The 26,704-nt window shown below is 41.9% G+C and carries 24 protein-coding genes; 19 read left to right on the top strand and 5 right to left on the bottom strand.

Annotated elements, in window-relative coordinates:
* The first annotated feature begins 96 nt into the window (after positions 1-96).
* Entirely contained in the window at positions 97-837 is a 741-nt protein-coding gene (locus LEP1GSC058_RS14125) for a hypothetical protein (protein WP_016550160.1), read from the top strand.
* A gap of 1,180 nt (positions 838-2,017) precedes the next feature.
* Here the strand turns inward: LEP1GSC058_RS14125 and mnmG are convergent.
* Positions 2,018-3,928, bottom strand: a complete 1,911-nt coding sequence (gene mnmG / locus LEP1GSC058_RS14120) for a tRNA uridine-5-carboxymethylaminomethyl(34) synthesis enzyme MnmG (protein WP_016550564.1) — start codon at positions 3,926-3,928, stop codon at positions 2,018-2,020.
* Between the two features lie 90 nt (positions 3,929-4,018).
* Between mnmG and LEP1GSC058_RS14115 the strand changes: the two genes are divergently transcribed.
* The 10 genes from LEP1GSC058_RS14115 (at position 4,019) to lenA (ending at position 16,990) form a co-directional block, all read left to right on the top strand.
* Entirely contained in the window at positions 4,019-4,942 is a 924-nt protein-coding gene (locus LEP1GSC058_RS14115) for a branched-chain amino acid transaminase (protein WP_016550759.1), read from the top strand.
* Positions 4,943-4,960: 18 nt separating this feature from the next.
* Positions 4,961-5,908: a hypothetical protein gene (locus LEP1GSC058_RS14110; protein WP_016549899.1), complete on the top strand. Its 948-nt coding sequence runs from the start codon at positions 4,961-4,963 to the stop codon at positions 5,906-5,908.
* Positions 5,909-6,236: 328 nt separating this feature from the next.
* Complete coding sequence (gene dnaA, locus LEP1GSC058_RS14105; RefSeq protein WP_016550027.1) at positions 6,237-7,544, top strand: chromosomal replication initiator protein DnaA; 1,308 nt, start codon at positions 6,237-6,239, stop codon at positions 7,542-7,544.
* A gap of 328 nt (positions 7,545-7,872) precedes the next feature.
* Entirely contained in the window at positions 7,873-8,994 is a 1,122-nt protein-coding gene (gene dnaN / locus LEP1GSC058_RS14100; protein ID WP_016550284.1) for a DNA polymerase III subunit beta, read from the top strand.
* Positions 8,995-9,006: 12 nt separating this feature from the next.
* Positions 9,007-10,107 (top strand): DNA replication/repair protein RecF, encoded by a 1,101-nt coding sequence (gene recF, locus LEP1GSC058_RS14095; RefSeq protein ID WP_016549672.1) that lies wholly within the window; start codon positions 9,007-9,009, stop codon positions 10,105-10,107.
* Positions 10,100-10,561 (top strand): DUF721 domain-containing protein, encoded by a 462-nt coding sequence (locus LEP1GSC058_RS14090; RefSeq protein WP_016550476.1) that lies wholly within the window; start codon positions 10,100-10,102, stop codon positions 10,559-10,561. The genes recF and LEP1GSC058_RS14090 overlap by 8 nt, the downstream gene beginning before the upstream one ends.
* 89 nt (positions 10,562-10,650) lie before the next feature.
* Positions 10,651-12,564 carry a DNA topoisomerase (ATP-hydrolyzing) subunit B gene (gyrB, locus tag LEP1GSC058_RS14085; RefSeq protein WP_039948403.1) on the top strand — a complete coding sequence of 638 codons (1,914 nt, stop codon included), beginning with the start codon at positions 10,651-10,653 and terminating at the stop codon, positions 12,562-12,564.
* Positions 12,565-12,594: 30 nt separating this feature from the next.
* Complete coding sequence (gene gyrA, locus LEP1GSC058_RS14080) at positions 12,595-15,108, top strand: DNA gyrase subunit A (RefSeq protein WP_016550274.1); 2,514 nt, start codon at positions 12,595-12,597, stop codon at positions 15,106-15,108.
* Positions 15,105-16,064 (top strand): tRNA dihydrouridine synthase, encoded by a 960-nt coding sequence (locus LEP1GSC058_RS14075; RefSeq protein WP_016550081.1) that lies wholly within the window; start codon positions 15,105-15,107, stop codon positions 16,062-16,064. The genes gyrA and LEP1GSC058_RS14075 overlap by 4 nt, the downstream gene beginning before the upstream one ends.
* A 170-nt stretch (positions 16,065-16,234) precedes the next feature.
* The gene (gene lenA, locus LEP1GSC058_RS14070; RefSeq protein WP_016550903.1) at positions 16,235-16,990 is read left to right on the top strand and encodes a lipoprotein LenA; all 756 of its coding nucleotides are present in this window, start codon (positions 16,235-16,237) and stop codon (positions 16,988-16,990) included.
* Between the two features lie 100 nt (positions 16,991-17,090).
* On the opposite strand, the gene LEP1GSC058_RS14065 is transcribed toward lenA, so the two are convergent.
* Complete coding sequence (locus LEP1GSC058_RS14065) at positions 17,091-17,645, bottom strand: lipoprotein LipL21 (protein WP_010416525.1); 555 nt, start codon at positions 17,643-17,645, stop codon at positions 17,091-17,093.
* A 132-nt stretch (positions 17,646-17,777) separates the two neighbouring features.
* On the opposite strand from LEP1GSC058_RS14065, the gene LEP1GSC058_RS14060 reads away from it, so the two are divergent.
* Positions 17,778-19,355 (top strand): LIC10012 family protein, encoded by a 1,578-nt coding sequence (locus LEP1GSC058_RS14060; protein WP_039948668.1) that lies wholly within the window; start codon positions 17,778-17,780, stop codon positions 19,353-19,355.
* A gap of 8 nt (positions 19,356-19,363) precedes the next feature.
* Entirely contained in the window at positions 19,364-20,260 is an 897-nt protein-coding gene (locus tag LEP1GSC058_RS14055; protein ID WP_039948402.1) for an AAA-type ATPase lid domain-containing protein, read from the top strand.
* Here LEP1GSC058_RS14055 and holA read toward each other — a convergent pair.
* Entirely contained in the window at positions 20,205-21,314 is a 1,110-nt protein-coding gene (gene holA, locus LEP1GSC058_RS14050) for a DNA polymerase III subunit delta (protein ID WP_016550145.1), read from the bottom strand. The two genes, LEP1GSC058_RS14055 and holA, sit on opposite strands and share 56 nt — an antisense overlap.
* Before the next feature lie 124 nt (positions 21,315-21,438).
* On the opposite strand from holA, the gene LEP1GSC058_RS14045 reads away from it, so the two are divergent.
* Positions 21,439-21,660 carry a hypothetical protein gene (locus tag LEP1GSC058_RS14045; RefSeq protein ID WP_016549383.1) on the top strand — a complete coding sequence of 74 codons (222 nt, stop codon included), beginning with the start codon at positions 21,439-21,441 and terminating at the stop codon, positions 21,658-21,660.
* A gap of 22 nt (positions 21,661-21,682) precedes the next feature.
* Here the strand turns inward: LEP1GSC058_RS14045 and LEP1GSC058_RS14040 are convergent, their stop codons facing one another.
* Positions 21,683-22,249, bottom strand: a complete 567-nt coding sequence (locus tag LEP1GSC058_RS14040) for a nucleoside triphosphate pyrophosphatase (protein ID WP_016550984.1) — start codon at positions 22,247-22,249, stop codon at positions 21,683-21,685.
* A gap of 294 nt (positions 22,250-22,543) precedes the next feature.
* Between LEP1GSC058_RS14040 and LEP1GSC058_RS14035 the strand changes: the two genes are divergently transcribed.
* From LEP1GSC058_RS14035 to LEP1GSC058_RS14015, 5 genes are read left to right on the top strand one after another with little or no spacing between them, the layout of a single operon-like run.
* Positions 22,544-23,230 carry a hypothetical protein gene (locus tag LEP1GSC058_RS14035; protein ID WP_232224697.1) on the top strand — a complete coding sequence of 229 codons (687 nt, stop codon included), beginning with the start codon at positions 22,544-22,546 and terminating at the stop codon, positions 23,228-23,230.
* A 39-nt stretch (positions 23,231-23,269) separates the two neighbouring features.
* Positions 23,270-23,788 carry a hypothetical protein gene (locus LEP1GSC058_RS14030; RefSeq protein WP_016550711.1) on the top strand — a complete coding sequence of 173 codons (519 nt, stop codon included), beginning with the start codon at positions 23,270-23,272 and terminating at the stop codon, positions 23,786-23,788.
* Positions 23,785-24,528, top strand: coding sequence for an SDR family NAD(P)-dependent oxidoreductase (locus LEP1GSC058_RS14025; RefSeq protein WP_016549759.1), 744 nt, complete (start codon positions 23,785-23,787; stop codon positions 24,526-24,528). Before LEP1GSC058_RS14030 ends, LEP1GSC058_RS14025 begins: the two co-directional genes overlap by 4 nt.
* A complete protein-coding gene (locus tag LEP1GSC058_RS14020; protein WP_016549653.1) occupies positions 24,525-25,142 on the top strand; it encodes an L-threonylcarbamoyladenylate synthase in 618 nt (205 codons plus the stop codon). The genes LEP1GSC058_RS14025 and LEP1GSC058_RS14020 overlap by 4 nt, the downstream gene beginning before the upstream one ends.
* 45 nt (positions 25,143-25,187) lie before the next feature.
* Entirely contained in the window at positions 25,188-26,177 is a 990-nt protein-coding gene (locus LEP1GSC058_RS14015) for an aldo/keto reductase (RefSeq protein ID WP_016550400.1), read from the top strand.
* A gap of 110 nt (positions 26,178-26,287) precedes the next feature.
* Here LEP1GSC058_RS14015 and LEP1GSC058_RS14010 read toward each other — a convergent pair whose 3' ends face one another.
* Complete coding sequence (locus LEP1GSC058_RS14010) at positions 26,288-26,644, bottom strand: arsenate reductase family protein (RefSeq protein WP_016549714.1); 357 nt, start codon at positions 26,642-26,644, stop codon at positions 26,288-26,290.
* Between the last annotated feature and the right edge of the window lie 60 nt (positions 26,645-26,704).

Raw genomic sequence — 26,704 nt, 5'->3', positions numbered from 1 at the left:
CTTGCCCATATTTTGAAACCCCATTTAAGAATAATGGAAAACCTTATTAATGTTTTTATATAAACGCCGATGTGTCTAACTAGAGGGTATTCATACATGTTCCGTATCGGATTCTTTACTTTAATCGTTTTTTTTGCGTCGTCGCTCTATTCGTTCACTCCCGGAAAATGGTCTCACACCGATCGCTACGTTATCGGTTCGGAAAAAGGAGGCCCCTCCCAAGAGGTAGTTAAGAATTCGAACGGAAAAGTTATCTATACCGCGAAATATTCGTACGACGAATCCGGAAAACTAGTTAGAGAAGATTATATTTCGCAGGACGGCAAGTCTGACGGATACACTAAGTTTTCTTACAAGGATAAGAAAGTTCAGAAAGAAGAACTCTTCGATAAAGATGGGAAGAATTTAGAAACGAAAACATTCATGTATGATAAGAATGGTATTCTTTCTTCCTTAGATCTCTTTGATCAGAGCGGGAAGCTAGTCTTAAAATGTACGATCCTCTCCTGGGGTGAAAATGGTTTAATCAAAGATGCGCAAACTGATTGGAGTGATTCCAAGGAAATCGAACGTTTTTCCATCGTAAAAGATTCCAATAAACCGGGACTCTACCAACAAAATATCTATAACGAAGATAAACAGCAGGTAGCATCCACAGTTCTAACATTCGATAAGGATGGAAAACTTATTAGCCGCATGAATGTTCAGGGAAATCTAGAACGGTTAAATCGGATGATCTGGGACAATAATAACCGGTTACAACAATTTACTTTTCTAATAAAACAAGGAGATAAATGGGCCCTCGAAAAGACCCATGAGTTAGTTTACGGAAAGTAATCGAAATCAATTGATTCATTAAAAACACTCCTATAAATTTGCCCGCTCTACCGGCGGGCTTTTTTTATATCTGCCGTTTCACGTGAAACAGTGAGGTTTGCAATTCTACGAATGATCGTCCGAAGTCAATTAAACCTCGATCTAACTTTTTTAGGAGTGAGATGGATAGCGTGCTTCAATTTTTGAAACTAGGAATGGAATATCCTTCCTAAACTTTTCCAAAATCAGGTTCCATGAAACTGGAGATATCCATACCGATAACTTTTTATACAGTCATCTTTACGATACCGAATAGACTGAATCTATGCGCAGAAATGAATCGAGCGAGATGCTTCTTTCTCAGACTCGGCAACGAAGAACTCTGATTTAAGAATGAAGTACACAATATTTTCGAAGGATATTTTGGGATGCTTCAACCCGACAGCTACTGCGAAGCCATCGTATTGGAATCTCCTAATTGATTTCCTGCTCCCATAACGATTCAAATTCCGATATAGGTTTCAATCGGAGAGTTTCTTATAAACAACTAACCCCTATGGCGAATTCATTTCCATCTTTCGATAAAACCTTCGTAGTTTTTATAATAGGAATCGATTTTAGACACGCCAGCCCCGCATAAAAGTACAAATAAAAGAGCGGGCCCACCTTCCAATTTTCACGAACGAAGTGAAGACTCATAAAAGAAAGATAGCTTAGTATATTCGCGGAAGGTTACGCTTAGAATGGCGTGATTCGTTTTCGTTTCTCTTCGCATCATCCTCGCGTAAGATTTCCGCAACAATGATTTTCAGATAGCTCAGGAAGAGCTTTCTTCTTAGTAAGCAAAATGAGAGTAAGATTAATTTATTAAACGTGAGCGAAGTGAAAGCGTTTCACATGAAACATCCGCATTATCAGGCTCGGAAGACACCTCTCATAAACGAGTGCGACAGGGATAGGGTTCTCGAACAAAAATAACTGAAATCTATTCACTTAATTCGGAACACCGATGAACTCATTTTTAAATCTCTCGCTGGGAAGTCATATCAGGATCGCTTTATCGATGGATTAAAAATTAAACCTGATAGCAGAGACCAAACCAACAAGGACCAAAAAGCCCGCGGAATTGCGGGCTCTCTGTTCGAAAATATCAGACAACGTATTTGAAGTTTTAATTCTTCATCTGATGCAATCCTTAAATTTATACGGCACTCAATCTTTTTCCCTTAATATAAAACAGAAGCATATCGACATCGCTGGGATCAACGCCGGAAATTTGCGCTGCCTTCTCCAAGTTTAGAGGGCGATGCTTGCTCAATTTTTGAATCGCTTCTTTCTTAATTCCGGGCACTATAGCATAATCGATATCCTCAGGGATAGCAGTTAATAAGAATCTCTTCTTCCAATCGATAGTGTCTTGTTCCCTCTTGATATAACCTTCGTATTTAACTTCCATCTCGATCACTTTCTTATCTTCGGCGGATAAGGAATCCGATTCTGGAACGAAAAATGCGACGTCATCGAATGATATTTCAGGGCGCTTCAAAAAAGAATCTAGCTTGGATCCATATTTGAATCCGGTAATTGATTTCCGTTCCAATAGCGATTCAAATTCAGGTGTAGGCTTTAACGGAAGAGATTGAATTCTCTCTTTTACTTCATGAACTCTCCGATACTTCTCTATCATTCTTCGATAGGAGTCTTCTTTTACCAGACCCATCCTGAAACCGTATTCCATGAGTCGTTGATCGGCATTATCTTGTCTAAGTAGCAGTCGGTGCTCGGCTCTCGATGTAAACATTCTATAGGGGTCTTCGACGCCCTTATGAACTAGATCGTCAACAAGCACACCGATATAAGATTCGCTTCTCGAGAACAACATAGGCTCTTCGCCGCGTAAAGAAGAGAGGACGCTATATGCAGCAACCAACCCTTGCGCGGCCGCCTCTTCATAACCCGTTGTCCCGTTAATCTGACCCGCATGGTATAGCCCTTTGATCTTTTTCGTTTCCAAAGTAGGTTTTAGTTCGGTCGGATCGACGTAATCATATTCAATAGCATAACCTGGACGTAAGATTTCCGCATTCTCAAGGCCGGCAATTGAGCGAACTAATTTCCATTGTATCTCTTCAGGAAGGCTCGTCGAAACTCCGTTTAAATAAATCTCTTTAGTATCATATCCTTCGGGTTCCAAGAAAACTTGGTGCCTATCTCTATCTGCAAACCTAACTACTTTATCTTCGATCGATGGGCAGTAACGAGGTCCCGTTGACTGAATTTGACCGGAATACATCGGAGAAAGATGAATGTTTTCATGAATGAGGCGATGCGTATTCTCATTTGTGTAAGTGATATAACAGGGAATTTGTCTTCGAGTAATCTTCTCGGTAGCGAAAGAGAAGGGGGACGGATTAAGATCTCCGTCCTGCACTATCATCTCGGATAGATCCACGGAATTTCCATGTATGCGCGGGGGAGTTCCGGTCTTTAAACGTCCCAATTTTAAATTATATTTAGCAAGAGATTTAGAAAGTCCTTTAACTGTCGGTTCTCCAAAGCGGCCGTTTTCTTTCTGGTATGTTCCAATATGAACGATGGAAGATAAAAATGTTCCGGTAGTTAGAATAACATGTCCGGCAAGAATCTCAAAACCTCTCCCGGTTCTGACACCGACAATAGCATCGTTCTCAATCAGCAGTTCTTCCACAGTGTCTTGACGGATTGAAAGATTTTGGATTTCTTCCAGTGTGTGTTTCACCTTTAACTGATATTCTTTCTTCTCGGCTTGCGCTCGAGGCGCCCAAACACTTGGACCTTTGGAAGTGTTTAGCATTTTAAACTGGATACCCGTTGCATCGATCACTCTTCCCATCAAGCCACCGAGCGCATCCACCTCTCTAACCATATGTCCTTTTGCGATTCCACCGATCGCCGGGTTACAAGACATCTGACCGATCGTATCTAGATTCATCGTAATCAAGAGAGTTCTAGCGCCTCCCATCGATGCGACATAGGCAGCTTCGGCTCCGGCATGCCCTGCTCCTACAACAACACAATCGAATTTATTCGGAAAAAAAGAAGATTCCATATGTCCTTTAGACTCTATCTGCATAACTCGCTAGTTCCGTTTAGATGATTAGTCGACAGCGAAACCCATGCAAAGAATCATGTAATCATTAGTATCCTTTCAGGTTCCCTGTACATGCCCGAATCTATCAAGAAACTCTCCTACTTTGAGGGAAAAATAGTCCCCGAAACAGAAGCTAACATCAATATCAAGACTCATGCCTTGCAATACGGTACCACTGTCTTCGGTGGCATCCGCGGTTACTATGATCAAGCATCCGATAATCTTTATGTTTTTAGAATTCTAGATCATTACAAAAGGCTCGTAAACTCCACGAAAATCATGCAGCTAAAGTGTGAAAAGACGCCGGAAGAACTTCGAGACATAACATTGGATTTGCTAAAACAATCCGGATACAAACGAAATGTTTATCTTCGTCCCTTCGTTTACACATCCGCTCTTCAATTATCTCCGAGGTTTCATGATGTTCCAACGGAAATAGCGATCTACATATTGGAACTCGACGATTATCTGGATACGAAACGCGGATTAACCACCATGGTATCGAGCTGGAGAAGATTCGACGATACGGTGATTCCGACTCTCTCTAAAGTTTCCGGCGGGTACGTCAACTCAGCTCTTGCAAAATCCGAAGCGGTCCAAAACGGATATGACGAAGCCATCTTCCTAGATGGGCGCGGTTTTGTTAGCGAAGGATCTGCCGAAAATATTTTCTTAGTAAGGGACGGTAAAATACTAACGCCTTCTATCTCTTCGTCGTTACTCGAAGGAATAACTCGAAGGTCGGTATTACAAATCGCAAAAGATCTCGGTTACGAAATTATCGAACGTGAAATCACGAGAAGCGAGCTTTATATATCGGATGAGATTTTCTTTTCCGGCACCGGAGTCCAGATAGCTTGGGTTAGTCAGGTCGATCGAAGAACAATTGGCACCGGAGAAATGGGTCCGATCACGCAGAAACTTCAATCAACATTCTTTGAATTAGTAAAAGGAAGAATCCCGGAATACAAACACTGGTTGACTCCCGTATATTGAAAAAGTTCTAATTCAGACATGGGTGTCAGCTTCGGTATCGAAGAAATTCAAGGTCAAGAGAAGGCGCTCGTCTTTCTAAAAAAATACGCTCTACATCCCGATTTAATTCCTCCGCTCCTAGTTTTTCACGGTCCTGAAGGTACCGGCAAAGAAGCCGCAGTTGAAAGATTCATTCGACATGTACTCTGTTTGGAGGGAACATCTTGCGGTGTTTGCCCTTCCTGCAGAGCGTTCATGCATCATACACATCCCGACATAGTATGGTTTCCCGCAGACAGAAATAAGCAAATTTCGATCGGCAATGAAGAAAACCCCGAGGAATTTACGATCCGATGGCTTATCAGAACAAGACTGTATTATAAACCGCATGTTTCTAAATTACGTTTTATAATTATTCCAGATGCATCCATGATCGGTAACGAAGCGGAGACGGCTCTTTTGAAATCGTTGGAAGAGTCTCCCGCATTTACTAGGTTTATCTTTCTTGTAAATTCGTTAGATTCCTTGAAAGAAACTATCGTCAGCCGCGCCGTCTGCATCCCGTTCGGATACCTTCCCCAGGAGATCGTTCGTAAACTTCATCAAAAAGAAGGAAAGGAATATTTTTCCTTCCAAGGTGGAAGTATGGAAACGTTCGATTGTCCAAAGGAAGCATTGGATTTAGTCATTTCTAAAATTTCGGATCGAGTTCAAACCCCCTTGCATCTTTTACATTTAGAAGAATGGATCTTAAATTATAAAGACGATCATCCCGAATGGAGAGAGGGTTTTTCTTTTAAGGACCTTTTAGATTTAGTAAGTCTCGTGCTACTTCAAGAATTCTCTAAATCATCTTTCGAAGAAAATTTTCCGAAGTTAGAAGCGATTTTTAGATTCAAAGAGAACCTGCATCAGAAAATTCACGGACAAGAGAATATAATTCTCTCTCAACTCATTCACGAACTCAGTCTTCTTTCTAATCGTTAAACGACGTCCAATAAAATTACGCGCCTCTAAAAGATAGTATTCACCTAACCATTATTAGGTTTTACTACTCGTATCATTGCTAATTATAAAAGCGACATAATATTTTATCTATCTCTAATCTCCTTTGTTTTTCCTAAGGAATCTAAAAGGATTCTCGAATTTTCATTTGTAGGTCACCCTCCTCGGAAAAATAGTGTATTCTCGTCGGGAGATATATACTTTCTCCGACTTCCCCAGAATTTTATTTTTTTCCGGTGTTATTCCAAATTTAAATGGAAGCAAAGCAGCCGGCGGATCCGGAACTTAGAACTTTATAGGAGTGTTTTGCTTGAACTCAAGCTGGAAGCGTATACTAGACGAAGTATCTAAGGAAATTCCGCCGACTTACTTCGACAAATTCATTCACACGCTTCAGTTAGATAGCTTGACTGAAGCTAAATGCATTCTTGTCGCACCTTCTTCCAATATCAAAACCCACGTGGAGAAGAAGTACCAAGCCTATATCGAGGAAGCCATCTTCAAAACCACTGGAACAAGAATTCCCGTCGAGTTGGTTCTCGAATCCTCGACAGGTTTACAACTCGTACTGAAAGAAACTTTTAAGGACAAATCTTATTCTTTCAACCATGATTATACCTTTGATACGTTTGTAGTCGGAAACTCCAATCGACTCGCATATAGTGCGGCTATCGAATGCGTCCGCAATCCCGCAGAGATTAATCCTTTCTACCTTTTCGGTAAAGTAGGCGTTGGAAAAACACATCTACTACACGCTATCGGTTCGGAAATTATCAAGAAAGATCCGTGGAAGACCGTTCATTACGTCGATATTAAAACTTTCATGAGTGAGTTCCTGTTTGCTTTGCAGTCAAGGGACGCGATCGAGTCCTTTAAAATCAAGTATCAATCGTATAATTGTTTGCTAATCGACGATATACAACTTCTAAACACGGGTGCGGAGAAGACTCAAGAAGAGTTCTTCACTATATTCAATTTCCTTTTCGAGCGCAAAAGGCAGATAGTAATCGCGTCCGATAGACCCAGTTCGGAACTCCCTATTCAAGATAGATTGAAATCTCGGTTCGTTACGGGCGTTCAAGCCGACATACAACCTCCAGACAGAGAAATCCGTATCGGCATACTCGAAAAACAAAGTAGAATTCTCAATCTAGGCCTTTCAAAAGAAGCCGTCGAACTAATCGCAGATCTTATTCAAGACGACACCAGAACATTACTGGGAGCTTTGAATGATCTCGCATTGCATAAAAAAACTTTCTCTCATCTATTCTTTACTTCTTCGATGATTGAAGAAATTCTTAAAAATCGGATATTCCGAAAAAAGAACCTTCAATTAAGTCACGATAAGGTAATCGAATTCGTTTCAAATTCTTACAATCTAGATCCGAAAGAAATAATGGGAAAGAGCCGGAAGAAGGAACTCATTGTGCCTCGGCATCTATGCATGTATATTCTTTATAAGAGCTATAGATTGAATAAGAGCCAGATTGGCCGAATCTTCGGCGGAGAACATACGACTGTAATACACGCTGTTCGTAAAATTGAATCGCTTATAAAAGAAGATAAAAATTTCTCCGATAAAGTGAACGAAATTCTTTCGCGATTCCAATTTCAGTAAAAAGAGTAGGCTCAGCCAATCAAAAAAGAGACATAATATAGAAGTTAAACTGTAGATAACATCTAAATTATGTGCGCTTAATATGTCTATAAGACATAAACCCAAATTACTGTCTCATCATATCAAACTTATTCACCGTTGCTATCGCAGATAAGGGTTGGTTTTTTCCTTTCCCTGGAAATTGTACTTTTCAATATATATGCGACATATTTCCCTATTCTCTAAAGCTACATAGTTTTTTACATACTTACAGGTACAAGTACAACAACAGTACTTATATAATAACCTTATATATAGCTTACTATATTTTGAAAAAGGAGTCAGGAAATTGAAGATAAAAGTAAACACATCAGAATTCCTAAAATCAATTCATGCCGTAGAGGGCGTAATATCCGCCCGCGAAATCAGATCTATATTATCAAATCTTAAATTAGAAGCGGAAGGATCGACGGTTTCCATTTCTGCAACCGATCTGGAAATATCTATTAAGACTTCCTTAAGTGCAGAAGTTCAGGAGTCAGGAAGCATATCCTTACCGGCAAAACAATTGTCTAGTATTTTTAAAACGATTCATTTTGAGGAAGCATTGCTGTCCAAGAATGATACCGAAACCGATTCGAGTATAACTTATATAACTGATGCGACAAAAAAGAACGATTATAAAACCAAACTAAATGGAATGGATGCCGAAGAAATAAAAACCATTTCAAAAGTGGATCCTTCTATTATCTCCGAGTTTCCGACAGCGCTTGTCGGAGAGATGATTCGAAAGACCGGATATGCGATTGCCCACGAAGATCAACGATATATCTTTAATGGACTTTATATGGTTCCAAAAGAAGATAAATTAGTTTTTGCGGTGACTGACGGCAGGAGGCTCTGCAAGATTGAGAGAAATTTGCCGTCGCCCTTGAAATTTAAGGAAGCCGTAATTATTCCTGCAAAAGCGATTCGAGAAATATCGAAAATGATTACAACCGCGGAATCAGGGAAAATAGGGATCGTTGATAATCAAATTTATGTGAACGCGAATAATATTGAATTATTGTGTAAATTGATCGAAGGAAATTTTCCTAATTATGAACAAGTTATTCCTAAAAGCTCCAAATTCTTCGCATTAATTCCGAAGGAAAATTTTCAAATTTATTTACGCCAGGCATTGATCGCAGCGGAAGAACCGACTAGGCAAGTAAGATTAACTTTTTCGAAGGACAATTTAAACTTCTACGCACAAACCCAAGGCGTCAACGAAGTCAGTATCAACATGCCGATCGATTACTCCGGTGACGAAATTACCGTCGCTTTTAAAGGAGAATATCTTTCGGACGTATTCAAGTCGATCGATGATAACGAATTTAGAATTGAATTCAGCGACTCAAGCTCTCCGGTAGTTTTCAAGGATCCTTCGGATCCGGACTTTATTTCGGTGATCATGCCGATGAAGATATAAGCCGTAAGTAGAATGTTTTTACGAAGCCTGAGGCTTCTCAATTTTAGAAATCACGAAAGTATCAGCTTGGATTTCGATTCCAGGCTGATTTTTTTTGTGGGGGAAAATGGGGAAGGAAAGACGAATCTTTTAGAAGCCATTTCTATCGTCTCTTGGCTAAAAAGCTTTCGAGAATCCGAAGACGGAAATTTAGTTCGCTGGAACGAGGATAGCTTTTATATAAAAGCCGAGATCGAATCGGATCGTAAAAAAGATATTATAGAAATCGGATATTCTAAAAAGCCCGCTATTCGCAGAAAATTAAAATTCAATCAGGAAGAGATTAAAAAAAGGTCGGATTTGGTCGGAAAGTTCATAACGGTCCTAATGACCCCGCTTGATTTGCAAATTGTGGAAGGAGGTCCGGTTGAACGTCGACGATTTTTGGATAGTTTCTTATCTTCCTTTGATCGTTCATACTTGGATGATCTTATCGAGTATAATAAAATTCTTAAGCATCGTAACGCTCTTTTAAAATCCGGCTCTCGAGATGCGGGTCTTTATTCGGTTTGGGATTCGAAATTAGTCGCGAAAGGAGGGATTTTACATCGCAAGAGAAAGAATCTAATTCAAGAGTTGGATATTCTCTATCAGACTAATTTAACCCAGTTGAGCGGCGGAAAAGACGATTTTCAACTACGATATAAACCTAGTTTTCACGACGAACAAGAATTTGAAAGCCTCCTCATTCGAAATCTATCTAGAGATCAAAGACTAGGTTATACTTCTGTCGGTATTCATAGAGACGATCTGTTCATCGGAGCGAAGGATATGGATATTACGGACTTTGCGTCCCAAGGACAAAAAAGAAGTACTGTTATTTCTTTAAAAGCCGCGTCTTTCGAATATTATAGAAAGTTTTTAAAAATTACGCCTGTCCTTTTGATAGATGACGTCATTCGCGAATTGGATGTTAAACGAAGAGAATATTTTGTCGAACTTGTTTTGAACGCCGGACAAGCGTTTTTTACAACGACTGATTTGGAAGGGATTTCGGATTATGTGGGGCGTTTGCAGGATCGAAAGCAAGTTTTTCTAGTAAGGAACGGCGAGGTTCAAGCGATCGATGGATAAACCGGGTAAACCAGATAAAGTAGAAATTGACGAGTTCAAAAGCCTTCTCGAAAACCTCGGTTGGACTGAAGCTAATCTATTCACACAAATTTCATTGCGAACTCTTGCCCAAAGATGGTCAGATATAGTAGGCCCAATCTTTGCCAATCAATCTGAGCCGTCCGCTATTTCGGGAGAAACGTTAATCGTAATAGTTTCACATGCGGCTTATAAACAAGAGCTCCTCTTTTTAAAGCACCGAATTCTTTCCCAGTCAAAGCGTTACTTAGGTCGGGAAATCTTACGCAAATTGGAAGTTCGCGTCGGCAACTTATCAAAAAACGTGAAAAAATCGACGGTTATAGAACGAGTTAGTAACGGAATGATCGGCAAAGAAGACTTACTCGCAATCGCCGAAAAGGAAGCGGATCCCGATGCGAGAAAACGCCTTTTAGAGCTGATTGAATACCTTTGATAAGGTTTAATCTTTCCTAGCATTAAAGCGAATTTCCTTGCGTCCTTAGCGTTTTCGGGAAAACTATTCCTAGATCCTGGAGGACCAAGGTGACTCAAACAGACAATAGTTACAGCGCTGGCCAAATTAAAATTTTAGAAGGCTTGGAAGCTGTCCGCAAACGTCCTGGGATGTATATAGGAACGCAGGATGAAAGTGGCCTTCATAAAATGGTTTATGAGGTTGTAGACAATTCTGTGGACGAAGCAATGGCCGGTCATTGCACGGAGATAACCATCTCCATTTTACCCGATAATATAATTGAAGTTAGAGATGACGGTCGAGGAATTCCGACTGCCATTCATCCCGATAAAAACATATCCACCATCGAAGTCGTAATGACAATTCTTCACGCTGGTGGGAAATTTGAAAATGATGCTTATAAAGTGTCCGGCGGTTTGCACGGGGTCGGGGTCAGCGTCGTCAATGCTCTTTCGGAATGGTTGGAAGTAGAAGTATACCAACGCGGGAAAATACATTATCAAAAATATGCGAAAGGTATTCCACAGGGCCCTGTAACAGTCATCGGCGATTCTGAAGCAAGAGGAACCGTTGTCCGTTTTAAGCCGGACGCAACGATTTTTACCACGACCGAATTTCAGTATGACGTACTAACAGCTCGCTTTCGGGAGCTTGCCTTTCTGAACAAGGGCTTGAAACTTATCGTTAAGGATACAAGGAAGGCGGAAGTAGAAGAGCACGACTTTCTATTCGATGGTGGAATCGTATCTTTCGTAGAGTACCTGAATGAAAACAAACATCCGCTGCATAAAACGATTCACTTCGAAAGGAATAAGGACGACGTAGTCGCCGAAATTGCAATTCAATATTCCGACACGTATTCGGAAAATATATTCTGTTTTACGAATAATATAAACAATAGCCTCGGTGGAACGCATTTGGAAGGATTTAGAGCCGCCTTAACGCGAACTCTAAACGATTTCCTAAAAAAAGATCAACAGCTTGTAAAAAAGCAACCGACCGGGTTATCCGGTGACGATCTAAAGGAAGGATTAACCGCTGTAATTTCCGTAAAAATTCCTCAGCCTCAATTTAATTCACAAACGAAAGAAAAATTGGTTAATGCGGAGATAAAAGGGATCATGCAGACTTTGACCGGCGAAGGGCTGTCTCTTTTCTTCGAGGAAAATCCCTCAGTCACTAAGAAAATATTAGAAAAATGTATTCTTGCAGCTAAAGCGAGGGAGGCTGCGCGAAAGGCAAGGGACTTAACGCGCAGAAAGACCGTTCTTGAAGGCGGGGGACTTCCGGGAAAATTAGCGGATTGTTCCGAAAAAGATCCAGCTGGCTCCGAGTTGTATATTGTAGAGGGAGATTCGGCAGGCGGATCCGCTAAACAAGGCAGAGATAGAAACTACCAGGCAATTCTTCCGCTAAAAGGAAAGATTCTTAACGTTGAAAAATCGCGGCTCGATAAAATTTTAGGAAACGAAGAAATCAGAACATTAGTCTCGGCTCTCGGAACAGGGATTGGAGAAGATGAATTTAACGTAGATAAGATCCGCTACCATAAAATTTTCATTATGACGGATGCGGACATAGACGGATCGCATATTCGGACTCTCCTACTTACATTCTTTTTTCGTTATATGAAAGCGGTTATCGAGAAAGGATTTTTATACGTAGCGCAACCTCCTTTGTATTTAATAAAACACGGAAAGACGGCTACGTACCTATATTCCGATAAAGAAAAGGAAGAATATCTAAAAACGATAGGAACCGATAAAGCAGTGATTCAACGCTATAAGGGACTCGGCGAGATGAATCCCGAACAACTTTGGGAAACGACTATGGATCCCGAAAGACGCGTGGTACTCAAAGTAAAACTAGATGATTATGTCGAAGCGGAAGATACTTTTAATATTCTTATGGGAGACGAAGTAGTCCCAAGACGTAGGTTCATAGAGGTAAACGCGGCGAAAGTCGCGAACTTAGACCTCTGATATATAGAAAGATAGGAGCTCTAAAAGCGAATGAGCCAAGAGATGGAAAATGAAGTAAAAACCCTAGGGTTTAGTCCCTCGTCACGGCCTGATATAGGCGAAGCGCTAAAGAACGGCGTGAGGGTGATTCCGGTCGAAATAGAAGATCAAATGAAGGAGGCCTATCTAGGTTACGCGATGAGCGTAATTGTGGGCAGGGCTCTTCCCGATGTGCGCGATGGACTCAAACCTGTCCACAGACGAATTCTTCACGCTATGAATGAGAGAGCTTGGAGAAGCGATCGACCTTATGTAAAATGCGCAAAAATTGTCGGGGAGGTTATCGGTAATTACCATCCTCACGGCGATAGTGCCGTCTACGATGCTCTTGTGAGAATGGTTCAGGAGTTTTCACTGAGAGTTCCGTTAATCGACGGCCAAGGAAATTTCGGATCGATCGATGGAGACAATCCTGCCGCGTATCGATACACCGAAGCGCGACTCGAAAAAATAGCCGAAGAACTTTTGCGTGATATCGAAAAAGAAACGGTCAACTTTTCACCGAACTTTGATGATACAAAAGAACAACCGGATGTTCTTCCGGCTAATTTTCCGAATTTATTGGTCAATGGATCTTCCGGAATTGCGGTCGGGATGGCGACTAACATTCCTCCGCACAATTTAAAGGAATCGATCGAAGCGGTAATTTCCGTGATTCGAAACCCTGATATTACGATTCCGGAATTGCTTAAGATTATGCCCGGTCCCGATTTTCCAACAGGTGGAATCATCATCGGCGGAGAAGGATTGCTTTCGGCATATCATACGGGTCGCGGTTCGATCCGTATTCGTTCCAAGGTAGAGATAGAGGAGAATAAAAAAGGTAGAGAGGTTATAGTCGTTACCGAGATTCCTTATCAAGTTAATAAGCGAACTCTTCTTGAAAGAATCGGCGAGTTAGTCAACGAAAAGCAAATCGAGGGAATATCGGAAATCTTGGACCTATCGGATCGAAAAGGAATCCGAGTCGAGATTCATTGTAAAAAAGATTCAAACGCGCAAGTCATATTGAACCAGCTCCTTAAATTAACCCAGCTTCAGATAAGCTACGGGATTACTATGCTTGCGATTTTGGACAATAAGCCCAAGATTTTTAACTTAAAAGAAATCTTAGTCGCTTATTCGATCCACAGAAAAGAAGTCATAGTAAGAAGAACGCAGTTCGATCTTGATAAGGCGGAGAAGCGCGCACATATTTTGGAAGGTTTGAAAATAGCCCTCGAAAATATAGAAGAAGTCATAAAAGTCATTAGGGCTTCCAAGAACGCCGCCGAAGCGAAAGAACAATTGATGTTACGCTTCGTATTATCGGACGTTCAGACGGATGCTATTTTGGAGATGAGACTTCAAAGATTAACGTCTTTAGAAGTTCAAAAAGTTATCGATGAACTGGAAGAAGTTCGGTTACTAATATTGGATTTGAAAGATATTTTATCCAATCCGGCAAGAGTTTCCGATATCGTATGCACGGAATTGCAGGAAGTTTCCGATAAATTCGGAAACAAAAGAAAGACTGAAATTAGTTTGGAAAGCGTCGAGTCGTCGACCTTCAATGCGGAGGACTTGATAGCGGATGAAGAAATCGTCATCCAGATAACTTACGATCAATTCGTTAAGCGTTTACCGATAGACACGTTTAAGCGTCAACGTAGGGGCGGAAAAGGAATCCAGGGCCTTTCTCAGAAAAGAGACGATGTCGTAAAAATCATGCGGTCGGCAATGACTCACGATAGCGTTATGTTCTTTTCCAACATCGGAAAAGTCTATATGATGAAGGCCTACGAGCTACCGCAAGCCTCGAAAGAAGCGCGTGGTAAATCCTTAAAGGCAATCATCGGTCTTGGCGAAAGCGAATATATATCTTCCGTATTCACTTTCCGGGATGAAGATAAAGGAAAGGATCTGTTGCTAGTAACACGCAGAGGCTTTATTAAACGCGTCGAGCTGTCGGAATTCGGAAACGTAAAAAAATCCGGAATTATTGCAATCGGCCTTCGAGATGGAGACGAGTTGATTACGGTTGAGTCCGTCATAAAAGGCGACGATGTGATGATTTTTTCCAGGAAAGGTTTGGCCCTGAGGATAGAAATGGATACTATTCGTGCTCAGGGTCGAGCTGCACAGGGCGTAACAGGTATGCGATTGGGTGGAGACGATGCGATTGTAGGTCTTTCTAAAGTAGTCGAAGGCGATGATATTTTCGTCATCTCAGAGAACGGTTACGGAAAGCGTCTAGGCTTCGAAGAGTTCTCCACCAAAGGACGCGGTGGCAAGGGAATGGCCTTCCTAAAGGTTGGAGAAAAGAACGGTTCGGCCGTCGGGGTCAGTTCCGTCGGGGCGGATGACGAGATTATCCTGGTCACTCAGCAAGGGATGGTTATCCGGACGGAAGCAAATCAGATTTCCAAAATGGGGCGTACGGCCGTCGGAGTTCGGGTGGTCGACATTAAAGACAACGATCGAGTTCAAGATTGTACCGTAATCGGTGAAAGCAAGGAAAAATGATCCGTATCGGGTCCGTCGAAATTCCGGGATGGCTCGCTATGTCGCCGATGGCCGGTATTAGCGATAGTCCGACTCGGACGATGGCGCGACGTTTCGGATCCGCTTTTTCTTATACTGAATTTGTATCGACCGATAATTTGGCGGTAGGCTCCAAGAAAGCGATTTCTTTATTACGGTTTCGTGAAGAAGAAAGGCCGGTAAGTTTTCAGATTTTCGGGAACACGTTGGAAATTATAGTCGAAGCAGCCAAGAGAATTCGGGAACTGAATCCGGATATTATAGATTTGAATATGGGTTGCCCGACTAAGAACGTGTCGATGCGAGGATCCGGGGTTGGTCTGCTGAGAAAACCCGTCTACGCGGGAAAAATCATCGAAGCATTGCGTAAATCATTGGATGTCCCGGTCACGGCTAAGATTAGATTAGGATGGGATGATACTTCCCGAAATTATATGGAAGTATCTCGTATTCTGGAAGAATCCGGTGTGCAAGCTATTTCAGTTCATGGTCGTACGAAAGAAATGGGTTATTCCGGAAAAGCCGACTGGGATGCGATTGCCGATATAAAAGCGGCTAGAAGCGTTCCGATTTTCGGTAACGGAGATGTAGTTTCCTATTCGGATGCGTTGCATAAAAAAAACGCCTATGGAGTCGACGGAGTTTTAATCGGTCGAAACTCGATAGGAAATCCTTGGATATTTTCCGGTATAGATCGGCAGAATACGGATATTGCAGAATCGGTGCGTGTTTCGTTGATCCATTTGAGACTGATGATAGAAACGTTCGGAGAAAAGTTCGGCGTAATTTTGTTTAGAAAACATCTCGTTCGATATTTTCAAGGAAAGGAACATTTTCATCCCGTCCGAGTTGAATTGTTGAAGGAAGAAAATTTTGAGAGAATACAAAGTTTACTTTTAACATTGGAATCTTCTTTCATAAAGACTTCCGTCGCTTAATTTTCTTCCGAACACTTCGAATCTATTACTAGTTCGCACCTTATATTCTAATTACGTAAAAATCGATCGATACGATTTCATTTTATCGAACATAGCCGCCCCAGGAATGAGGTTGACAGGGATTTTTGCTCAGACTTCATTATGACTTCGATAAAGGAGTATGAGACCAAATGAAAATAACGAGTAATATTCTGGGTGCTCTTGCCGTTTTTAGCATTCTTACTCTCGCCGCTTGTAAAAAAGAAATACCTTCTCAACAAAACCAAATTGTTGGTACTAAATATTCCGGCTGGGATCAATGGATTTATAAGAATCCGGGCAGTACAAGCAAGGCGGATCAGACATCGCTCGTTTACGGAATGGAAGAAGTTTCGGGAATTGAAATCGTAACCCATGAGGAAACGGATAAGAAAGGCAATAAGATCGTCACAGAATATTTAAAATTAAAGACGGTTGATAATAAGGAAGGATTTGCTCCTGCGAAAAATTTCTTCGATGCAATTCTTTTCGTAGTTTCGGAAGGAGATCAGACATTTGCGAAAAATTCTCTGACTTCTCCTTCAAAGGGCAAATTACAGCGCGGTATGTATTGTTTGGAAGTTGAAGCCAGCGGAGATTTCGCTAAGGTGCGCTGCTACGGATCCATCGTAAAAGGCGGGAAGCTGACGGATATTCACGACGTCTGGATTCAACCTGCTTCACCTAATATTTCCAAAGACCCTTTATTAGGAGACAGTTTACGTAATTTGAGAAGCGCTAGTGCAAAGTTAATCGAGTCGGCAAAAACCTCGGAAACTGCAAAGCAGGAAGAGTTGAAATCGTCTGCAATGAAGTTGCTTAAGTCGGTGGCGGAAAAAGGAGATCAATTCCTGGAAGATGCGAATGCGATAGCTACCGAATACGGATTAACATTGAATGAACAATAATCAAGCGCCTTAGTTTCTATCTCTTAGTATAAAAAAAGCCTCACTTTTTACGGTGAGGCTTTCCTTTATAGGTAAGTTAAAAACCTAAAGAAGATAGTGTTTATTTACCAACTTCTTGAGCTTTCGCAACGAGAGCGTCGCGGCCGCCTGGGAACTTAGCGTAGATAACACACTGACATTCTTCCCAGTTGTCTTTAGAAACGTCTTTCGGATCGGAACCAGCGCCAGTAGCTTTACACTCGTAAACCCCTACACCTTTAACGATACCAGCTGATTGCGAAACGATTACGTTCGCAGTAGCTTCACCGTCAGATACTCCGGAAGCAGATTCAACGGTCTCACCAACCATTTTCTTAACTACATCGGAAGCGCCTTGAAGGCGAGAAGCTTCACGACAAGTGGATTGCATCATTGCCGGGCTCTTCTTAGCAACAGCCTTAGCGGATGCGCGAGAAGAAAACTTCATGTAGTAATAATCTTTTGGATTGGTGTCCTTTGGAGTTTTCCCGTCGTTTCTTTGCTCAGGGGGTCCGCCCCAACCTTCGAAAGACCATCCGCCGTCACCAACAGAGGTAGCATCCTTTTGCGCAGTGTTAGGCCCGCAATAGGAGAAGAGTACAGCCGCTAGTGAAATAGCGATTAGTTTCTTGATCATCATTTTCTCCTTGATCAGATGGTTTTGAGGAATATATCCATTAAACGGATTCCGCAACCATTTTTAATGAAATGTTTTAAAATTATTTTTTCTAGTGAACTAAGGAATAAAAAATTTCTTCGCAGCGCACAATTGTCAAAAAATTTCTGCATAATTTGCGCTACTCTGCTAATACTTCCGGTTAGCGACGCAATAGCGACGACGATTGCATTTCTTCCTGGGCATTGGGAAGGAATTGCGCCTCAATCAATAGAGGGAACGGGCGAAAAGCCATTCGAGTTGTCTAGATTAGGCCAATTCTATGCAAGTAAAGCCTATTTGGTAAAGATTAGAGATACATTTCGAGATCAAAAAGATCCGGATGCCGTAGAATATCTGCGAGCGCAGCTATCAAAAGATCAATTTCGCGAAGCGTGCTTGCGATTTAAGACAGACTATGTCGTGCGAGACAACGTCGAGATCCAAACCAAGATCAGAATCGATCGATTTGTCTTTGATTGTAACTTATCTCGATGGGAAGAATTTTCTTCGGTCGGTAAGCGAGATTTGTTTGAAATATACGAGAAGTTAACCCAGGAATCCTTCCCATTCGTTCCTAAAAAGCGGATTAAAGAGCTTATTAACAAGAAGATTAATACGCCTAAGATACAGATATTTCTAGTGGATGGTTCGTTTTCCTTTGCACCGGAACGAAAGGAATTTATGTCTCAGATCGATGCATTTTCTTGGCGACCCGAAACCCGATTTCGCTTAGCAGTTTTCGGAGAAGGAGGTTTCTCTAAGGTTTTTCCGGAATCTTCTCGAACGGAATTAAGAAACCAATGGAAGGATTGGAAGCCTACGGGCAAATCCATGACGACGGATCTGGGTAATTCCTTAGTTCGATTGCGCAGAATTCTGGTTTCTGAAGATAAAATGGGAACCAAACCGGATTTATCCGTAATCATACTGACCAATGCAAAAGAAGGAAAAAACGACAGTAGTTACCCCGCAGCGATCGAGGCTCTTAAACAAATCGGGTCTAAAGTGACTATTCTTTATTCCGCATATTCCGGACCGGAGTCAAGAAGGGTGCATAAGGACGCGACAAGTCGGGGTGCCGAGTTCAGAGAGGTTACGTATTTCCAACGAATCGTAACACCAAGAGACTCCAAAACTCTGGTCTTTCAAGGCGGAAGATTGTTCACAACACAGCAGGTTTTAGATCCGAGCGCTGAAATCGATGAATCTGTTTTGGAAAAAGTTGAGATGAGCGGTTCTTATTTGGCCGGTGAGTTTTTAAATCCCTGGGCTCTTTCCGAGATTTATGAAAAAATTCGAAATGAAAAAGTTATCTCATCAGAGCCGGTTCGCAGTAATTTTTCGCTGCTATTCGCTAAATCGGTCTCAAATTCCGCTAAGGATCAAGTTGCCAATTCGGGTAAAAAAGCGCTAATAAAAACGAAAGGTAAGGCTTTTTGGATGCAATTTCCCACTTTTTTCGAACTGTCTGAAGGTAAAAAAGGAGTATGGAAAGTTACCTTTCTTTCTTCCGCATTCTCATCGGAAGGGGTCGAAGTACTACCGGAATCGGTAGAGGCGTATCCCTATTCCCCACCAAAGACATTGGATTGTGATCCTTCGACTGTAAGAAATTATTTTCAGAATACGGAGAAATCAAAATTCGATTGTTTGGTGCGGGGGGAAATCTTGGAACTCTCCCGTCCCTGATACAGCCAATGGAAGATTTTGAATTCGTTGCCCTGTCGCCAGTAACAAAGAAACTTCTAGATAGAATCCGACAAACCTCGGCTTCCGAACTGCCTGTGCTCGTTTTGGGAGAAGCAGGTACGGGGAAAAGTTATATAGGAAGACTATTTCATTCTCTTTCAAAATCGCAATTTCCCGGTTTTCTGTCGGTTGATTTTGGATTAGTGGAATCGGAACAGGAGGCGACCGAAATTTTCTCCAATCTTGAAGGAAAGGATCGAAATCTTATTTTGATCGAAGGTTTTTCAAAATTAGGAAATAATAATCAAGTTCGACTTCTGCAAAAAATCCGGTCCGAAAAAGGAAGAAATAGGTACATTCTAGCAGAAACTCCCTCACTCAATGAAAAAGTTCGTCAAGGAATTTTGCAGGAATCTCTTTTGCTGGAAATCCAGACTTTACAAGTGCAACTACCTTGTTTGCGCGATCGTAAGGAGGATATTCCGCCGCTAGTTCGTTTCTTTTTAGAAGAAGTCGGTAGAAGATACAATCGTAAGAGTATTAAAATTTCTGAAAAGCTTGGAAACTTCCTCCTCGAATACGATTATCCGGGAAATTTGCATCAGCTTCGCAATCTCTTGGAAGGGATGGTTTCTATGCATAATACTAAAACTCTGGACCTCAAACATCTTCCTCCGGAGTTATTCGAGACACAGTATAGAAACGAAAACGGATTGGAAGTTCGCACCGGAATTCCGTTAAGGGATTACGAAAGAGAGATTATCAGAAAGAATTTACGACTCGTAAACGGAAATAGAGAGAAAGCAGCGAGAATACTGGGGATTTCGGAGCGAACAATCTACAGAAAGATTACCGAATTTGAACTGTACGATCCTGACGACGAAAAAAATTCTCCACCCTCCTAAGAAAATAATACACCGTGTCTTCCTTTTCGGCGCCGGTTTTTATCTTCCGATTGATCTCGGTGATAAATTCGTAGAGTTCGAGTATGTCTTTATCGGAGAAAGCGGAATTCTCTTTGCGCAGTCTTCGAAGCATATGGCTCTTTCTGCCTGGCGAATAATTTTGCATTTCTAGCAAATCAGATTGCTCCTTTTCGGAGAGAACGTTTTCATAATGGCGCGAAATCACTTTAAACTTTCGGAGTCTATCCGTGTGGTCTTTTAATAACGAAAGGAATAGTAAAAGCGAATCCTTCCCGATTTTAAATTTCGAAAACTCCTTTGCAAATCGCAAAGAGTCCCGTTCAAAAAAGAAATCGAGAATTTCAGGCGCACTAAACTCTGAGGATTGAAATAATACTTCCTTTAGATCTTCGAGTTTAAAGGATTTCTTTCCTAAATAAAGTCGCAGCTTTTCCAAGTTTTTTAAATAAGAGCCGGCGCTTGGATTTACTCTCAGGATAAATTCTTCTTCCGCTTGATCGTCGAGCCTTACGTCGGCTTCTTTACAAGCTCTAAGAACAGCATCTCTTCGTTTATCAGGATAGATTTTTCCGGATTTGAAATACTTCGCTTCCTGCCCGAATAACGAAATCAATTCTTTTGAGATGTCCCAATGATCATAATGAACTAGTACTTTTACCGATTCGGGTAAAGAAGAAAACTGAGTTTTGACTCCGAGCTTCGATTTACCTTTTCCTAATAGAGGTTTAAAAAAATCGGTTCCGGATTTAATCACGAACAATTTACGGGCCGCGAACATATCCAAATTCATAGCTTCGTTTTGAAACGCTTCCAGGTCTCCCGGCTCGGACACGAAAACCACTACTTCGAAGGCATCCCCTGATTTCCGAAATGCCTCCCTGTAAAGATCGCTAACTAATCCGAATTCGTACGAATCCTCGGAAACGACGAAGAGTACTTGAGGTAGCTTTTCGATTCCACCCTTTGCTTTGTGAAGGAAATCTAAGAGATTTTCGTAAGAGGGGCTAAAAGATTCGCGAGTGCTGGACGCCACAGAAGCATTTTGCAGGCAAATTCGGGCGAGTCAAGCGCATGATCACGGAAATCCGTCTAAAGCCCGGACACTTTAGCGCCGATATAGTATATGAAGAGGCTATTCTTTTCCTTTCAGAAGAAGTATGAAAATCAGCGACGGAATACAGAGGATTTCCTATCCGGAAGAAGTTCTTACATATGTGAAGCCGATTTTAAATCGGACGATTGTTCCACCCGTAGATCCTATTAAGCAGAAGGATTTTTCAAACTTAGGTCAGAATCTAAAATTTTATGGGCCCGAGGGAGCTAGCAAAACGGAAGAATCTAGTTCTGCGAAAGGCCGTTTAGTCGATTTCTACGTCTAACTCCAACTATTTTCTCTCACGACTATCCTTTCTTTCCTAAAAAATCAGCCCAAATCGAATGATATTGGAAAAACTTTCGAATTGGGAAACCTAAAATATTTGTATAAGATCCGGTAAAGGATCGAACCGGGCTGCCCGGATCTTGAATGCCGTACGCCCCCGCCTTATCGTAAGGTTTATTCCTTCGAACGTAGTCTAGAATCTCATCCTGATTCCAGGGCAAAAAGAAAACTTCGGAGACGTCATAATCAAAAATCTCCCGGTCTCGATTTCGGATCGCCATACCTGAAAAAACTTGATGTTTACGATCTACTAAACTGGACAGCATTGAAATTGCATCTGCTTCGTCAGAAGGTTTTTGAAGAATTGCGCCGTCGCGAACGACGATCGTATCGGCCGATACTTGGACATCCAAAGTATTTCGGAGACCTGGACCTAGTTTGGCGATCGTAATTCTCTTTAGGTATTCGAGAGAGTCTTCCCTTTCAAACGAGGATTCGTCGATGTCGTATGCATCGACGGAATATAAGAGTCCGAGAGCATCGAAAACTTCGCGCCTTCTGGGTGATCGGGAACGTAAGATCAGCATTCATCCATGTTTCAAGAAAAGCCTTGCCAGGCACTCCTTTTCCCGATATCACTGGACGAACGGATTGCAATGATGAAACGCTTCCTTCGAATATCTCTAAAATCATTTTCGATCGGATTTATTCTACTGTTAACCTTGGGATTCCCGTCGAAGTCAAACGCTCAAACGGTAACGGCTGCGAATTCGAAAGATGAAAACAATAAACACTCTTCCGATTCGGCTACTCCATCTGTTAATAATCCGAATATAGATCCGAAATCGCGAGCCTATTCAATTAGGAAAAGATCTTGGATAGTGCTTCGTTACCTGCGTACTACTTTATTGAATTTCGGAAGAAAAAACGAATGGGACGCGCTCATATCGGAATACTCTAAAGCCGAATCGACCTTTCAAAGAGGGGAATGGGAATCGGCTTCTACGTCATTCCAAGCGCTGAAAGGTAAATTAGATCAGATAGCGGAAGCTCAATCTAAAGACGTTTTGGCAAAATCGGATGCACTAGAAAAGGAACTGCAGCCGAAAATCGTGGACTTAAAAATAAACAAGGATGCGGAAGGGCGGCAGTATGTTCCAGTCATGGAGAAGCATCTTCAAATTTTTCGAGACACTTGGCTTGCGGGGAAAGGCGAGCGGGATTCCGGTAATCAGGGACAAGGTCTTTATTTTGCTAAGCAGGGCCTGCTCCAACTTTATAAAGCGAAGATTCTTCTGGAAAAATCGAAGGAAGGAAAATTGGAGTCCGAAGCAAAACTTTCCAAAAATCGAGTTCTAGAGACGGATTATCTTAGTTCTGACGAAGTAAAATATTGGGACGATTGTCTCGAAGTGCTGACCGAATCCGAGGAAGTTCATCGCAGGAAAGAAAAAGATGCCATTCGGAAAATTTATCAGCAGAGAAAAGGATCTCTGCCTTCGGAAACAAAACAGGGCGACGCGCCTGGTGCAAAAGCGACGTCCGGAACGGAAGCGGGTAAGAAATGAATTTTCTTCGTCCGCTTTAAATATCGGAATGCCGTTAAGATGAAAATTCATAGAAATATAATTAATATATTATTAATGTTTTTTCTCTCTGTGATATTACCCGGTTGTCGTGGGATGAATCTGCAGAATTTTAGAAATATTACCTTTGAAAAAACATGTAATTGGTTGGATTTATTTTGCGGAAAAGTGAAGGTCGTTCCGGATCTATCGGACTGCGATCCTTTTCACGAGGAATACGAAGGTTATAGCCATTATATCGATCGAGGCGTTTTAAAAGACGAATATAAGATTCGAGAATATGCAAAACCCTCAAAGGAACCCATTGATCCTTTAGAACCGCTTCCCAAAAAGCGGGAATTAGATCGGGATACTCGAACAGATTACGGAAATAATATGCGACTTGATTCGAAAAAATTATTCGAACGGTATGATATTGCGGCAGGCCGTAAAGCCGACTATAGAAGATCTGAACATCCTTGCAGTCCTGTAGAGGGAGACGGAAGGCCAAAAGTGAATTATTCGGAACCAAACAAAGAAACAGGCGGAGCAAAATTTTGAGAAACATATTCGATATAAGTGGAAGAACGGTTTTAGTAACGGGTGCTACCCGCGGAATTGGGAGACAAATTGCGCAAGGTTTCAAGGATGCAGGAGCCATAGTCTACGGCACGGGATCCTCCGTGGAATCGGTTAAACGACTGGAAGGGTCGGGTATCGAAGGATTCCCTGCAGACATTCGGGAAATTGGAGCAATGGATCCGGTCATTGAGTCAATAGTTAAGAAACACGGAAAATTGGATATTCTCGTTAATAACGCAGGGGTCGCCACGAATTTACCGGCTGGCTTTTTCAAGGAGGAAGATATTCAAAACGTTACCCAGACTAATTTTGTTGGTGTTTTCCGCTCCTGTCAGGCATATTATAAAATACATAAAAAGAAGGGCGGAAATATTATAAATATCGCGTCAGTTCTGGGAATTCGCGGAACAAAATTTGCCTCTGTCTATTGCGGGACTAAAGGTGCGGTGATAAACATGACCAGAGCTCTCGCGGTGGAATGGGTAAGTTCCGGTTATCGAGTAAACGCGGTTTGTCCGGGATTTATAGATACGGATATGACGGAGATGATCAAGGAGAAACCGGAAGTATTGGCTCAAATGAGAGCAAGAATTCCGATGGCTCGATTGGGTAGACCGGAGGATTTGGTCGGCGCTTCGCTTTATCTTGCCTCCGATGCGGCTGCCTATGTGACCGGACAAACGATCGTAGTAGATGGGGGCGTAACCTCTATAATATGATTTTATCAATACATCCCGAAAATCCGGAAAAAAGGATCCTTGGACAAGTTTCGCACAGACTGTCCGAGGGGGGTGTTTATATATTTCCAACGGATACCGTTTACGGTCTGATTGCGGATTCTCAATCGCATAGCGGTGTGGAGAAGCTTTATAAACTAAAAAATATTCCCAAAAATCAACCTCTATCTTTGCTCTGTCCCAGTATTTCCGTGGCTTCGCATTACATAGAACAACTTTCCAACGAGTCTTTCCGTCTAATGAAGCGGATTACCCCCGGACCGTTCACTTTCATAGTGAAGGCGAATAAACATCTTCCTCGGGTTTCTTTTACCAACCAAAAGGATAAAAATATCGGGATTCGCATTCCGGATTCGAGATATCTTCAAGCCTTGATGGAAATTCATCCGAATCCACTGACATCGACCTCCGTCTTCATAAAAGATGAGTTCATTATCGATGTAGAGATGTTGGAGGAGGAGTACGGAAGCCGAGTAGATGGAATTGTCGATGGCGGTATATTCCAGGTAGAACTTTCCACAATTCTGGACTGCACCGGCGACGGAATTGTGATCACACGTGAAGGAAAGGGAATGGACTTAGTGATGAATCTCTAATTATTCTCCCGAATTCTCTACGTGCCGTCGGTGCTGGGAGAGGTCATGCAAAAAAGGCAATTAGGTAAAAACGGTCTTACGGTTTCCGAAATCGGATTAGGCTGTATGGGAATGTCCGACTTTTACGGAAAAAGAGACGATGCGGAATCTATCGCCACTTTACACCGGGCTTTGGATTTGGGAGTCAATTTCCTGGATACTTCGGATATGTACGGTCCTTACACCAACGAGGAATTGATAGGTAAGACGATTCGTGGTAAGAGAGACAAAGTAGTTCTTGCTACTAAATTCGGAATCGTTAGAGATCCCAATGATCCGCAAAAAAGAGGAATCAATGGGAAAGCCGAATACGTTAAGCAAGCTTGCGAAGCTAGCTTAAAAAGATTAGGTACCGATTATATCGATCTTTATTACCAGCATAGAGTGGATCCGAATACGCCGATCGAAGAGACGGTTGGTGCGATGGCGGAGTTAGTAAAGGAAGGAAAGATCAGATATCTTGGTCTTTCCGAAGCAGGCATCGATACTCTCCGGAAGGCCTCTAAAGTGCATCCGATCTCAGCGCTCCAAACGGAATATTCCCTTTGGAGTCGAGATCCTGAAGACGGATTGCTGAATGCTTGTAGAGAACTTGGAATCGGGTTTGTCGCTTACAGTCCGCTCGGGAGGGGTTTTTTGACTGGGCAAATTACGAAATTTGAAGATTTGGACCCGACGGATTATAGAAGGTTTTCACCGCGTTTCCAAGGGGAGAATTTTCAAAAAAATCTGGATCTGGTCGCAAAGATTCAAGAAATCGCAAAAGAAAAGTCGGTTACTCCGGGACAATTGGCTCTGGCATGGGTTCTCGCTAGTGGCAAAGATATCGTTCCGATTCCGGGCACGAAGCGTAGATCCTATCTTGAGGAGAATACTAAGGCAGCGGAAATAATCTTGTCGAACGAAGATTTGAAACGCATCGATTCGATTGCGCCTAATGGGGCTGCATTCGGTTTGCGTTATCCCGAATCAATGATGAGTTCGGTAGGAAGATAGACTGATTTTATAGGACCTAGGTTTCATTCGGAGATTGACTGAAACCTAGGTCCTATATTAAAAATTTCGGGTACTATTGGAACTCGTCGCAGGGTCCTGCGATTTTAGGATCATCCGAATACTTTTTTCCATTCGTCCTCTTTAAAACCGACTAAACCGAAAGTATCGCCAAGTACAAAAGGGCGCTTTACAAGATTCCCGTTTTTCGAGAGCAAATCGAATTGCTCCTCGGTACTCATTTTGGATAGCTTATCCTTCAGGCCCAATTCTCTGTAGTCTCCCCCGGAAGTATTAAATAAACGCTTCGAATCTCCGTTTAGATAACCCAACATCTTCTTCAATTCCGCTTTCTTCGGGGGAGTTTCGCGGATCGGCAAGGCTTCAAAGTCGGCTTTTCTAGATTCCAGATATTTTAGAGCTTTTCTGCACGTACTACAGTTTTTGTACTCGTAGACTTTTGTTTTCAAGGCAGGAAATCCTTACAATTTGCTACTTCCCAGAATGTTCCATTTATGTCTTCTTGGCAA

Origin of the sequence: Leptospira fainei serovar Hurstbridge str. BUT 6, assembly GCF_000306235.2 — a bacterium.
GTDB lineage: Bacteria > Spirochaetota > Leptospiria > Leptospirales > Leptospiraceae > Leptospira_B > Leptospira_B fainei.
The sequence above is the reverse complement of the archived record's forward strand: the minus strand, read 5'-3'. Positions and strand labels throughout refer to the sequence as shown.